Annotated in this window: 11 protein-coding genes; 6 read left to right on the forward strand and 5 right to left on the reverse strand. The window is 60.8% G+C overall.

All coding sequences use genetic code 11. The features are described from left to right. Window positions 1-15: 15 nt before the first annotated feature. Window positions 16-882, forward strand: coding sequence for an SGNH/GDSL hydrolase family protein (locus tag AS189_RS07015; RefSeq protein WP_129587178.1), 867 nt, complete (start codon window positions 16-18; stop codon window positions 880-882). A gap of 59 nt (window positions 883-941) precedes the next feature. Here the strand turns inward: AS189_RS07015 and AS189_RS07020 are convergent, their stop codons facing one another. Genes AS189_RS07020 through AS189_RS07040 form a run of 5 tightly spaced genes read right to left on the reverse strand, consistent with a single transcriptional unit; the run spans window position 942 to window position 6,489 of the window. Further along, window positions 942-2,234 carry a DUF58 domain-containing protein gene (locus AS189_RS07020; RefSeq protein ID WP_062286907.1) on the reverse strand — a complete coding sequence of 431 codons (1,293 nt, stop codon included), beginning with the start codon at window positions 2,232-2,234 and terminating at the stop codon, window positions 942-944. Window positions 2,235-2,249: 15 nt separating this feature from the next. Beyond that, complete coding sequence (locus tag AS189_RS07025) at window positions 2,250-3,377, reverse strand: AAA family ATPase (RefSeq protein WP_082634500.1); 1,128 nt, start codon at window positions 3,375-3,377, stop codon at window positions 2,250-2,252. A gap of 2 nt (window positions 3,378-3,379) precedes the next feature. Continuing rightward, the gene (locus tag AS189_RS07030; RefSeq protein ID WP_082634141.1) at window positions 3,380-4,711 is read right to left on the reverse strand and encodes a DUF4350 domain-containing protein; all 1,332 of its coding nucleotides are present in this window, start codon (window positions 4,709-4,711) and stop codon (window positions 3,380-3,382) included. Next, window positions 4,708-5,382 carry a DUF4129 domain-containing protein gene (locus AS189_RS07035; RefSeq protein WP_062286909.1) on the reverse strand — a complete coding sequence of 225 codons (675 nt, stop codon included), beginning with the start codon at window positions 5,380-5,382 and terminating at the stop codon, window positions 4,708-4,710. Before AS189_RS07035 ends, AS189_RS07030 begins: the two co-directional genes overlap by 4 nt. Before the next feature lie 12 nt (window positions 5,383-5,394). After that, window positions 5,395-6,489, reverse strand: coding sequence for a hypothetical protein (locus tag AS189_RS07040; protein WP_062286910.1), 1,095 nt, complete (start codon window positions 6,487-6,489; stop codon window positions 5,395-5,397). Window positions 6,490-6,528: 39 nt separating this feature from the next. On the opposite strand from AS189_RS07040, the gene AS189_RS07045 reads away from it, so the two are divergent. The 5 genes from AS189_RS07045 (at window position 6,529) to AS189_RS07065 (ending at window position 12,870) form a co-directional block, all read left to right on the forward strand. Then, window positions 6,529-7,161 carry a hypothetical protein gene (locus tag AS189_RS07045; protein ID WP_062286911.1) on the forward strand — a complete coding sequence of 211 codons (633 nt, stop codon included), beginning with the start codon at window positions 6,529-6,531 and terminating at the stop codon, window positions 7,159-7,161. Window positions 7,162-7,330: 169 nt separating this feature from the next. Continuing rightward, the gene (gene mtrA / locus AS189_RS07050) at window positions 7,331-8,005 is read left to right on the forward strand and encodes an MtrAB system response regulator MtrA (protein ID WP_062286912.1); all 675 of its coding nucleotides are present in this window, start codon (window positions 7,331-7,333) and stop codon (window positions 8,003-8,005) included. Between the two features lie 34 nt (window positions 8,006-8,039). Continuing rightward, window positions 8,040-10,064 (forward strand): MtrAB system histidine kinase MtrB, encoded by a 2,025-nt coding sequence (gene mtrB / locus AS189_RS07055; protein WP_062286913.1) that lies wholly within the window; start codon window positions 8,040-8,042, stop codon window positions 10,062-10,064. After that, a complete protein-coding gene (locus tag AS189_RS07060) occupies window positions 10,064-11,818 on the forward strand; it encodes an LpqB family beta-propeller domain-containing protein (RefSeq protein WP_062286914.1) in 1,755 nt (584 codons plus the stop codon). Before mtrB ends, AS189_RS07060 begins: the two co-directional genes overlap by 1 nt. Window positions 11,819-11,940: 122 nt before the next feature. After that, a complete protein-coding gene (locus AS189_RS07065; RefSeq protein WP_160320799.1) occupies window positions 11,941-12,870 on the forward strand; it encodes a ComF family protein in 930 nt (309 codons plus the stop codon). The last annotated feature ends 131 nt before the right edge of the window (window positions 12,871-13,001 follow it).

Raw genomic sequence — 13,001 nt, forward strand, 5'->3', positions numbered from 1 at the left:
CAAGGTGGGCTGGCGATGACTGGAGGGGAAATGGGCCGGAGGAAGATTAGCCGGAGCCTGGGTGCACTGATTGCGGCAGCGGTTGTGCTGCTAGCTCTGCCTCCCAGCGCAGTTGTGTCCATTCCTGCCACCATGCCGAGTGCATCGGCCACCACAGAGGCCACTCCGGTCAACGGACCGAGCCCCACGCCCGTCATTGGCCCGGTGAGCGCTGCCGTCGGCGATTCTCTGACTCACTCACTGGTGTTGAATCCTGCCTCCGGTCGGTATGAATCTGTGGATGCCAATATTGCCAGCACCGCCGTGCTGATCGGAGACTCGCAGTCGGCCGGAGCTGCGGGCGTGCGCGCCGCCGATACCTGGGTGGAGCGTGGACTTTCCTATGGCGGCTACGCCGTGAAATTTGTGGGTGCCTCAGGGACCGGCTTCACCAGAAGTTCCGCCCGATTCGGTAACTATCCGGACGCGCTGGAGAAAGGCCAAATGGTCCTTCCTCATGGGAATCCTGCGCTCGTGGTGGTCCAAGGCGGCGGCAACGATGCTGCAGCTGGAGCCACGGACGCCGAAATTCTGGCGAACGCTGGCAGGCTGCTGCGGGGGCTGAAGGAAAGCTACCCCAACTCGCAGTTCCTGTTCATCGGCACGCTGGCCCGCGGTGGCAAGGCAGGCGGGCGACGCAATGAAGTGGACATGCTTGTGGCGGGTTTTGCGCACCGCAACGGTGCCTATTTCATCAGTGCCGGTGATTGGCTCACCCGCTATGAGCTCAGCAACAAAATGGCCGACGGCGTGCACCTCACCCTGGAAGGGCATCAGATATTGGGTAAAGTTCTCGCTTCCCGGCTCAAGGACTTGAAACTCCTAGGACCCAAACTGCATTGATTCTCACATGGCTCAGTGGCTCAGTGGCTCAGTGGCTCGGGACGCAGCGCACCAGTGAACTAGAGGCGGCCGGCGGCTTTCAGCTTGATGTACAGATCTGCGAGCTTGGGTGGGAGCTCCGCGGGCGTTGCGTCCACCACTTCAACGCCTGCTTGTTTGAGGTAGCTGGTGATGGCCTCACGACGGTTCAGCGCATGCTCGGCAGCGGCTGCCCGGTAAACAAGGGTGCTGCTGGAGCGTTCCAGCCGAGCACGCTCCAAGGCAGGATCGCGCACGGTCGCCACAACCACCACATGCTTTTGGGAGAGCGTGGTAACCAGCGGAATGAGACCTTCTTCCGCGGCACCGGCGTCCAGCGATGTCACCAACACAACCAAGGCTCGGTGGGCAGTGACGTCCCGGACCTGCCCTGCGATGCCCTGGGCATTGAGCTCAATCAGCTCTGGTTCTAGTGGAGCCAATGCCTGCACCATGGCATTGAGCATATTGCCTTTGCCGGTGGAGGAAACCTTGGCACGGACACGTCTGTCGTAGGCCACCAGGCTGACCCGGTCCCCACCCCGTTCAGCCAGGACGGCCAGTAGGAGGGATGCTTCAATGCCGGTGTCGAGGGCGGTTTCATCGTCAATCCGGGTGGCCGAGGTCCTGGATGTATCCAACACAATCACTACCCTGCGGTCGCGCTCGGGGCGCCAGGTGCGCACCACCACGTCGCGGCGGCGCGCCGTGGCACGCCAGTCAATGGAGCGGACGTCATCGCCGCGGACGTAGTCGCGCAATGAATCAAATTCGGTGCCGGCACCACGGATCTGAACGGCTGCCTTGCCATCAAGCTCACGTAGCTTGCGCAGCTTGGACGGCAGATGGCGTTTGGAGTGGAACGGAGGCAGAACACGCAGCACCCCGGGTGCCGCGATGGTGTGTTGCCGAGCCGCCATGCCCAGCGGACCAAAGGAGCGGATGGTGACGTGGTGGGTTGCCAGATCCCCGCGTCGAGAGGGGAGCAGCTCAACAGTGAGTGCAGCCCGCTCACCGGCACGGATCTGGACACGGGCAAGCGCATTGACGGCCCCAGCCGAAGGTTGCCAGCCATCCTTGACCTGTGCCCGCAACACTGTAGAGGAGTTGTTGGCGAGTCGCAGGACGGCCGTTGCCGGCTCGCCCAGACGGACTCCCGAGGGCAGGCTTCGGCGCAGGGAAACCTTTCGTGGCGATGCCGCCAACACCAGATCAACCACCAGAACCACGAGCAGCACAGACACTGCCAAAACCCAGGACATAGGCCCAGGAAAAACAACCACAGGAATCAGTGCCGCCAGTGCCAAAAAGAAAAACCTGCCCGAAATAGCCATGGTGCTATGCCCGGATCAACGCGGAACCGGAACGGTGGCCAAAATGGAGAGCAGGATGCCATCCACGGCAACACCGTCCATCTCGGCCTCTGGGCGCAAAGCAACACGGTGGCGCAACGTGGGCAGGGCCAGGGCCTTGATGTCATCCGGTGTCACGAATGTGCGGCCCGACAACCAGGCATAGGCCCGGGCAGATTTTAGGATGGCGGTTGCGCCTCGGGGTGAAACACCCAGCTGGAACGACGGTGCCGTGCGAGTGGCACGCACCAAGTCAACAACGTAGGCCAAGATTTCACCGGCCACATTGACCTGGGCAACTTCCTCGCGAGCCTGAGCCAGCTCGGCCGCCCCGGCCACGGGACGCACGCCTGCGGCATGCAGATTCTGCGGGTCGAAGCCCAGACTGTGCCGGCGAATCACTTCAATTTCATCGTCCCGACCGGGCAACTCCATGGTGAGCTTGAGCAGGAAACGGTCCAGTTGGGCCTCGGGTAGTGGGTAGGTGCCTTCGTACTCCACTGGGTTTTGCGTGGCGGCCACCATGAAGGGTGCCGGCAGTTTGCGCGAGACGCCATCAACAGAAACCTGGTGCTCTTCCATGGCCTCCAACAAGGATGCCTGGGTCTTGGGCGGGGTCCGGTTAATTTCATCGGCCAGCAAGATGTTCGTGAAAACGGGGCCCTCGCGGAACGTGAAAGCGGAGGTGCTGGCGTCATAAATCAGTGAGCCCGTGACATCTCCGGGCATGAGGTCTGGGGTGAACTGCACGCGCTTGGTGTCCAGGCTCAGTGCAGTGGACAGCGCCCTCACCAGCAGAGTCTTGGCAACACCGGGTACGCCTTCGAGCAGCACATGGCCGCCGGCCAGCAGAGCAATGAGGAGCCCCGTCACGGTGTCTTCCTGACCCACCACTGCCTTGGCAACCTCTGTCCGAACAGCCAGCAACGCCTGGGCTGAGGGGCTGGGCGCCGGGCGCTGCTGCACAGCCTGTTGCACAGGCTGGTTCACCGGCGGCGCCGGTGGCTGGTAGGCGGGTTGCTGCACTTGATACTGCTGCTGGTATTGCGGCGGCTGCTGGGGCGAGGGGGATCCGGGGTAGCCGTGTTGCGGGTAGGATTCCGGGTTCGTCTCCGGGTGGGGCATGGTCATCGACGGGCCACTTCTTCCTCTAGAGCCGCAAGTTCGGCGGCGATTCTCAACATGTCTTTTTCAGTGTGTGGGGGTTCGCCCAGCAAGATGGCATGAACGTGCGTGCTGGGGCGAGAGGTTGCGGCGGCAACAGCTTCGACCACGACGGAGGGATCCGCCGAATGGCCCAAACGAAGAGCGCGCGCCAGCCGCGTCAGCGACGCATGTTGGAGCGTGCGCGTGGCAGTATCCACGGCGCGTGCATCTTGATAGAGACGGGCGCGGCCAGCCATGGTTTCGGACGCCTTCACAATGACCGGAAGCGGCTCGGCCACCAGCGGCCCGTTCCTGCGCCCGCGCCACAGCACGCCTACCAGAGCCACCAGCATCAGCCACGCCGATGCCGGGAACATCCATGCCGGAGTCAGATCGGCAAAACTGGGTGAGGTTTGCGCGGGCGGAACATCATTTAGGGAGGATGTGTACCACAGTAGATTTGGCTTGCTGCCAAGCAGCCGGAACGTCAGCGCTGCATTGCCGGCCTGGTCAAGGTTGTGGTTATTGACGACGCCGGAAAACCCCAGCGCGGTGATGTCGCCAGCGCTGTTGCTCGCCAGGAATCCCCCCGATGCTGTGCCCGCTTTTGCGTTGGGGGTGAAGCACGTTTGTGCGCCCTTATAGAGCAGCAGCGGACCCTTGGCCGGTCCCGTATTCAGAGCCGGGTCTGGGCCTGTGCCACCGATGGAGCCAGCGGCCGTGGCATCCACATTCTCACACTGGGCATCCACCAGTTGGCTGCCCGCGGTGGTACCGGCAGAGCTGATTTCGGGGCTGAGGTTCTTCAGTGTGAGCGGGCCGGGGGTGATCGCCACCAACTTGGCGCCGTTTTCTTCAACGGCGGCAGCCAGCTCAGAAACCTGAGTGGGAGTGAGGATTTTTCTCGGGTCATAGAACAGGACAGTGCTGCTGGCGTAGGCATTCTGCGCCAGAGCATCGGTGGTCTCAAGCAGTGATTTGGTGGCTGTGACAGCCACCCCCTGATTTTCAAGAACCGAGGCAGCAGCCTGAGCGCCGGCCGGAGCCGGGTTGTTGATTGCCAAAGCGTCGAGGCTGCGGTTGCCCGAATTGGACATCACGAACGCCACGACGGACAGCAAGACAAACACTGCCCCGCCGATGATCCAAAAGCGGTATTTGCGCCACCATTTGTTGAGGCGCCGGGCTGCGGTGGTGTCTTCGGCGACAAAGACATGATTGACGGTTCCGTCAGGTGCAGTGTTATCAGATGCATTGTTCTCCGGGGCATCGCTGCGAGGTGCGGTGGAGGTGGGCACGGGGGAGAGGCTCATAGGGACACCGCCGTGAAGTCATCGGCATAGATCGGTGTTGCACGTGCCACCGCAGTATCGGTGGCAAGCAGTTCGTCATACATGGACTGGGTGGGAGGCACTTTTCCATACCGCACGGCATTGAAGAGATCGGCAGCGCGGTGGATTTCCGCGCTCAAGCTGGGGAAAGACAGCTCTAGTTCGGCCGCAATTTCTACGGCAGTTCGCCCAGGTGTCCTGGCCGTGACATCACGCTCTTCACCGGCCCGGGCCAGCGCCCGGAACTGTTCGTTGATGGCAGTGTGCAAATCCCCAGCGTGGGCGGCGGTTTTGGCCAGCTTGCGGTGCTGGTCCGCGGAAAGGGTCATCTCAGCGTCAAAGACCGCCTTGTCCATGGCTTTCTTGCGATTGAGCCGGGGTCTGACGATGAAGATGATTGCCAGCACGGCAACCACCACCAAGCCAATGACAACGCTGAGCCCAATATTGCCTTTGGCCGTGCCCACGTTGTTTAGAAGTTCCTGCAGAGCCCGTCCCAACAGATCCAGAATCTGCCGCAGCCAGCCGGGCTTGGCATCCTGATAGCTCTGCTTGGCCAGTTCTTCAGCGGCCCAACGGCGCGCCTCATCGGCCCCGGGGGTGACGGGGACGTCAAAGAAATTCAGGAAGGGCACAAGCGCAGTGGCGACCAAGGCAAGAACCTACTAAACGTTTGTGCCGGGGTATTGAGAGGCGCCCGATGAATAGGCGCCCGGGACCATGGCTGCGGGAGAGGGAGCGCCGGGGATCCCGCCGTCGTCCTTCCCACTTTCAGACTCCTTGAGGAGGGTGATATCGAAACCGTCGCGGCGCATGCGCAGATCCACATAAATCAGGGCCATGACGGCCGTCTGGAATGCGAGGGTAACAGCGCCGACGAGGGCACCGATGCCCGATGAAATGACCTGAACAATGATGGTTTGGGCCAGAGCTTGCTCCTGGGTGGCCTCGATACTCATGGTGCCCATGATTAGGCCAACAATGAAGCTGACGGGTGTGGTGATGATCCCACCAATGACCGAAGCGATGATGGCCGCCAGCAGCGCCGTTCCAAAGGTCCGCCACCAGTTTTGCTTGGTCAGCTGCCACGAGCGTTTCACGGCCGCAAGGGCACCGATATTTTCCACCACGATAGCCGCCGGGGCCACGAGCACTTTGGTGCCGATCCACAGTCCTGCGGCGAGGAACGGCAAGCTGATCAGGATGGACAGGCCAACCGCGGCGAGGGCTCCGCTGTCCGATTCTGTAGCCCCAAAGGATATGAACAGCACCACTACCAGAACAACGTAAATCAACACGGCAACCAGGGTGGCGGCGGCATAGAGGACCGCCAGCAGAAGCAGGGTCCCGATGCGTGGTTTGGCCAGCTGCCACATTTGAGTAAATGTGGTCTTGCGGTTGAGCACCGATCGGATCACCGGAATTACCAGTGCACCCTGCAACACCATTTGCAGCAAGGTGGTGACAAAGACCGTCACGACGATGGCAATGCTGAATCCAACGAGGCTGCCGAGTAGGCCGTCGATGCTTGATGGATCGTTCTCGTCGATGACGAGCGTGCCGTCCATGATCCCGAACATGAACTGACCCAGAGCCATGAACGTGACCAGCAAGGTGGCTGCCACGCTGATCAGCTGGAAAATCAAGGCAGAACCGAACATGGCCTTGCCATTGCGTCGGGCTGCTTGGAAAGAACCATCGAGAATTTCACCCAGACGAAGCGGGCGCAGCGGAATAATGCCGGGCTTGGGCGGGGCCATGTAGTTGTTGTAGCCCGGCTGTTGGCCAGGGAATTGGGGTTGGCCGGGATACTGAGGCTGGCCCGGGTACTGCGGCTGCCCCGGATATTGAGGGTTCGGCTGCTGAGCATACTGGCCCCACTGCGGCTGAGCAGGTTGTTGTGCCTGCTGGCCCCACTGGGGCTGAGTGGGCTGCTGGGGTTGCGCGGGAGGTTGCTGCGCGTACTGGCCCCATTGCGGCTGCTGTGGCTGCTGTGGCCGCTCTCCCCACTGAGGTTGGGCGGGTTGTTGTGCCTGCTGGCCCCACTGAGGTTGCGCGGGTTGTTGGGCCTGCTGACCCCACTGAGGTTGCGCGGGTTGAGCAGGTTGCGCGGGCTGAGCAGGTTGCTCAGGCTGAGCGCCCGGCCACGTCTGAGCGGGTTGTTGCGGAGCCTGGCCCGGCTGCCCAGGAGGCAACGGCGGCTGCTGCGGAGCCTGCCCGGCGACCTGCCCGGTGAAACCCTGATTCTGGCCCGGCTGGTCACCTTGCGGTGCCTGCGGTGCCAGCGGTTCTTGTGGTTCCTGTGGTTCCTGCGTCATCATGCTCCCCTGAAAGATCCCCCATGTAAAAACCTGGCACAGCAACAACTGCTGGAGTTCCCCGCAGCGACAACGACATCGACAAAAAGCGACAAAGGCGACAAAAGCGACTAACTGGCGTCAAAATCCGCAGCGGACCCATGCTGTTGCTGCGTCCATCATCAAACCCTATCGGGAAGATGCACGTTTTCCCTGTGTACGAACCGGGCATTGCGGAAACAATTGACACGAGCTGTGGAGCGTCGATAGGGACATTGTGCGGCTTATAAGCAAATATAGAGGTATGAAGGCACGTATTTTAGTTGTTGACGATGACGAAGCACTGGCCGAGATGATTGGTATCGTCCTGCGCAATGACGGGTTTGACCCGGTGTTCTGTGCGGACGGTGCCAAAGCCTTGGAGACATTCCAGTCCAGCAAGCCAGATCTGGTCCTGCTGGACTTGATGCTGCCCGGAATTGACGGCATTGAAATCTGCCGCCTGATCCGTGCGGAATCGGATGTACCCATTGTGATGCTGACGGCTAAGTCCGACACTTCCGATGTGGTGCGCGGGCTGGAATCTGGTGCTGACGATTACGTGGCCAAGCCGTTCAAACCCGCCGAGTTGGTGGCACGAGTGCGCGCACGCTTGCGTCCCGGTGACGTCAAGGCCCCGGAAACTCTTGTCATTGGCGAGATCAGTATTGACGTCGCTGGCCATGCCGTTCGCCGCGCGGGTGAGCGTATTTCGCTAACCCCGCTGGAATTCGATCTCCTCGTGGCGCTGGCCCGCAAGCCTTGGCAGGTATTCTCCCGAGAGTTACTGCTGGAACAGGTATGGGGCTACCGCCACGCCGCTGACACACGCTTGGTCAATGTCCATGTCCAGCGCCTGCGCTCCAAGATTGAACGCGATCCCGAGGCCCCGGAAGTGGTTCTCACAGTGCGCGGCGTCGGCTACAAGGCCGGGCAGTAAGCGCTGATTACCGTGGTCCGCGGGTGAGGCGAGCATGAATCAGTCCCCAGACAAGTTCGACGCCGGACACGCACGGGCCGAGTCCGTGGTTCCTAACGCTGTGCCCGGCTCCGCCACGGACACCCCACCCTCCACTGGCACCGCGACCACCGCTGTCCCTGACGTCGACTCCGGTGCAACTCTCGGTGCCACTGTCGGTCCCACTGTCGAAGGGACCCTGAGCGCCAAAATTGCCGCCGTTATTGTCACCAAAATTGTCCCCATGCTTGCCGCTGTGGGTAAGGGAATTCTCAGGGTTTTTTCCGGTCTCCGGCACGCGTTCTCGCGCCGATGGCGGACGTCGTTGCAGTTCCGCACGGTTGTCACCACTTTGCTGATTGCCTCAGTGGCCGTGGTGGGTGTTGGCGGGTATCTGGCCGGTCAGATTTCCAACGGCTTGTTCAAGGAGCGGCTTGCCCAAGCGCAGCAGGAATCTGCCCGCGGCACCACCCAGGTTCAGGACAGCTTCTCCGGTGCCAGCCTGAGCGATCAGCCACGTGTAGCCACGTACGTCGGGGATACCCTGCGGTTGCTGGAACTTGGTGGCGCCGACGACAGCCGTAAATACCTGATGGTCAAAATCCCGGGGCAGAACAGCCGGCTGGCTGTCAGCTCTTCGGACTCCGGCGGTGTCACCACGGCAATCATTCCGGACGAACTGCGTCAGGCCGTCCAAGCTGATCCTGACAGTCAATTCTGGCAGTCGATTTCACTGCCAACCGGCGAGGCCGGATTCAGCCCGGCCGTGGTGGTGGGCAGTCAAGTGGAGCTGCTGCGTACCAACTACGAGCTTTACATGATCTATGACCTGAACTCTGCTCAGGTCACGTTGAACTACATTCAGTCAGTGTTGTGGGTGGCCGGTGCCATCCTCCTGGTACTCATTGGCGCCATTGCCTGGTATGTCACCCGGACCGTGGTCAAGCCTGTCAGTGAAGCTGCCGCCGTATCGGAAAAACTGGCGGCCGGCGAACTTGAAGAACGCATGGCAGTGACCGGCGAGGATGAGATGGCACGGCTGGCCACATCCTTTAACAAGATGGCCACCTCCCTGCAAGACCAGATCACTGCGCTTGGTACGCTCTCGGAGATGCAGCAGCGGTTTGTCTCGGATGTCTCTCACGAGCTGCGGACACCGCTGACCACCGTGCGCATGGCCGCCGAGGTACTCTATGATGCTCGCGAAGACTTCGACCCCATCAATAAACGGTCTTCGGAACTGCTGTTTCACCAGGTTGAGCGCTTTGAGCTGCTCCTGGCCGACCTATTGGAAATCTCCCGCTTTGACGCAGGTGTGGCAGATCTCGACGCAGAATTGCTGGATATCTTCTCCGTCATCCATTCGGTCATCGACGGGGCCATGCCCGTTGCCGAGGCGAACAAGTCTGAGCTTTCGGTGGTGACCCGCCTACGCAACCACAAATGCGTTGTGGAGATGGACTCGCGTCGGATCGATCGGATTCTTCGCAACCTGGTGCTCAATGCCCTTGAGCATAGTGAAGGAAATCCCGTGAAGATTTACGTTTCGGCGGATGAAGACGCCGTCGCCGTGGCGGTGCGTGACTACGGCATCGGCATGTCTCCCGACGCCGTGGGTCATGTCTTTGATAGGTTTTGGCGTGCCGATTCCGCCCGTGCCCGCACCACCGGTGGCAGTGGCCTGGGCTTGTCCATTGCCATGGAAGATGCCCGGCTGCACGACGGTTGGCTCGATGCCTGGGGGGTTCCCGGCGAAGGTTCCTGCTTCCGCCTGACCCTGCCACGTAAGCGCGGCACCGTACTGACTCATTCACCGGTTCCCTTGCCTCCCGACGGCGGTGCAGCCAGCAGTTCCAGCTCGCTCAGTACGGGACCTCTGCTGCTCACTCACACCGGTTCATTGGGCGTTGTGGGTGCGCTGGGCAGCATAAAGTCTGTGCCCGGCGTTAAAAATGTGCCTGAATCGGGAAAGACCCAAGAACAGCATGGCCCCGAGTCTGATGATCCGGGCATGAACAGCTCTGAGAAGGTGAACCACTGATGAGCCCCAAGGCGCAGGTGATCCAAGGCCGTCCGGCGACTCGCGAACAGCGGCACTCGACGGTGTCGCTGTGGGCGATGGTCGTCGTCGTACTTCTGGCAGTGACCGGCTGCGCCACGATCCCCCTGCACGGCAATGTGGGGAAAAGCGATCCAATTGGCCCGCGGAACAGCTCTGTCAACATCAGTTTGCAGCAATTTTCGCCTGTGGACGGCGCCTCCCCAGAGAGCATCATTCGCGGATTCATCGATTCCGGGACCGGTATTTCGGACGATTTCCAGGTAGCACGGCAGTATCTGACGCCGGCACTGGCCCAATCGTGGGCGCCTGACAAACGCACCCTGGTCTACAAAGACACATTCGCCGTGACGCCCTCCACCGACGCTCAGACGTTTGAACTGAAGCTCGATCTGGTCTCCACCGTTGATGCAGCAGGCGTGCTGACCCCGGCTAAGGGAAATTCCTCGGAACTGCTGCGCATGAAAATGGTGCAAGTTGATGGACAGTGGCGGATCTCCGAAGCTCCCGACGGCGTAATCCTCACCGAAGCGAATTTCCAGACGCTGTACGCCCCGGTGTCGCTCTACTTCTACGACCCGTCCTTCACCTACGGTGTGCCCGATGTTAGGTGGCTGGCCGGGAGGACCTCACGGACGGCCACCTCCATTGTCAAGGCGATGCTCAATGGCCCTGCGCCGTATTTGCAAGGTGCTGTGGTCAGCGCCTTCCCTGCTGGAATTGCCCTGGAACGGGACTCCGTACCCGTCAACAATGGACAAGCCCAAGTAGGGTTGACGGCTCAGCAACTGTTGGCAACCAGCACGGAGCAGCGCCAGCAAATGAACGCACAGCTCCTGACCACGTTCCAGAAGAGCCTCAACACCATCACTGAGGTGCAGTTTCTGGCCGATGACAGATCCGTGGACATGGGTGGGAACGGCGACGCCGTGAGCCACATGATCATTGATAATCCCGTTCCGCCCACTCAGATTGCTTTGGCCCAGAAGAATCTGGTCAGCTTCGACGGCACCAAGATTGCACCGATTGCCGGGGTCGACCCCGTCGCGGATCTGGATCCTTCGGCACCTGCCATTTCATATTCGGGGAAGAATTTCGCGTTCCTCTCCGGGCCGGGCAACCAAATTTATACAGTGAGCGCCAATCAACAACCCGCGCTTGCCTTGTCAGGCGTGGCGCTCACACCGCCGTCCTTTGCCCCCAATGGCTGGCTGTGGTCTGCAGCTGGGGACGGTTCGGGTTTGGTGCTGGCCATCAACCCGAACGGCGGAGGCAAGCTGGGGACGCCGGTGATGATGACTATTCCGTGGCTGGTGGGGCAGGAGGTCAGCACTTTTAGGGTCTCCCGGGACGGCACCCGAGCCCTGGTGATCTCTGCGGCGAACGGCGTGAGTAAGGTAAGTATCACAGGCATATTCAAGTCGGGAGACGTGCCGAAGGAACTCACCGCACCTATCCGCTTGCCACACACCGGATCGCCCACCCTCGGCGTGTGGGCGGGAGACTCCAGCGTCGCCATTATGGCCCCGTCAGCAAGCAAGCCTGTGATTATTGAGGTCCTGGACCTAGCTGCCAGTCCTGTCGAAATGGACGAGCTCAAGGGAGTTCAGTGGATCAGTGCAGGCTCGGGCGTGCGGAACGTGCACGCTCAAACGGCTACCGAGTTCTATACCAACGTGGGCAATTATTGGGAAGTGGACGCCAAGGAAATCCAACAGGGATCGTTCGCCGGTTAGAGAGATCTGCTGGCAGTAGATCTCGTGGAGCTGTTCCTCCACAGCTTCACTGGATGCTGCACCGCCCACAATCGGCAGTGTGAACCCCCGCAGAGCCTCGAAACGGGTCCATGCTGGGGACCATGGATGCAATAGAGGGCACCGATGGCACCGACAACACGGAGGGTGCTGATTACACGGAGGCCACCGACGCGCAGGAGCTTGGAGCTGGACAGGCAGGCCGGCACCGGGGACACCCTCGTGCGCTCTGGTTGCGGGCATCGTTGTGGTGCGCAGCCGCATGGCGTGACTTCCTGTACCTGGTGATGCCTGCCGACTGTGTGGTGTGTGGCGCCGAAGATCACACTTTGTGCCCAGAGTGCTCGGCCGCATTGCGCCAACAAACGGCGGCACCATTCCGTGCTGAACACAGCGCGGATGCCTTGGTGGGCGTTGCTGGAAATTCGCTGTTGCCGGTCATCGCCGCAGGGGAGTACCGGGACGCTCTTTCCCAAGCCATTCTGGGGTTCAAGAATCATGGGCGAACGGAATTGGGCCCGCCGTTAGCCCGATGCCTCGCCCGCGCTTTGTTGCTGTTGAACAGCAGTAGCTGCACGGAGCAACCACCCACCTCAGAGCTACTGCTTCTGGTTCCCATTCCCAGCACTGGAAGCGGTTGGCGGCGTCGCGGCTATGACCCGGTTGCCCTGATTCTGCGTGCCGTGACTCGTGAAGCTCGCCTGCCCTCAGGCATGGAGCTGGTCCCGCTATTGCGCATCAAGGCGAAGCTGCCGTGGCACACCACGAACCAGAAAGGATTGGGCCGTGCGGCACGGCGGCGAAACGTTCGTAACACGATGGCCATTGCAGGTAAAACACTGAAAAATTTTCGGCTGAAAGCGAACCCATCTGGCCAATCAGTGATCTTGATTGACGATGTCCTGACCACAGGTTCAACTCTCCGCGAAGCGGCAAAAACACTGGAGAATGCCGGTTTTTGTGTCCGTGCAGCGGTGGTTTTGGCAGCTGCTAGGGCACCGTCTCCCAACACAGAATCAACAACAGAAGAATGACGCGCCGAAAACATTTTGTGAGCAAAAGATGAATAAACCCATGCAGTGAACTAACGTGAGTAAACGGGTACCTCTTCAGAGGGGAAACCGCCCGTCGGCGGTCAGGAACCAGCAATAATCGCTAGCCGGCC

The organism is Arthrobacter alpinus, from assembly GCF_001445575.1.
Lineage (GTDB): Bacteria > Actinomycetota > Actinomycetes > Actinomycetales > Micrococcaceae > Specibacter > Specibacter alpinus_C.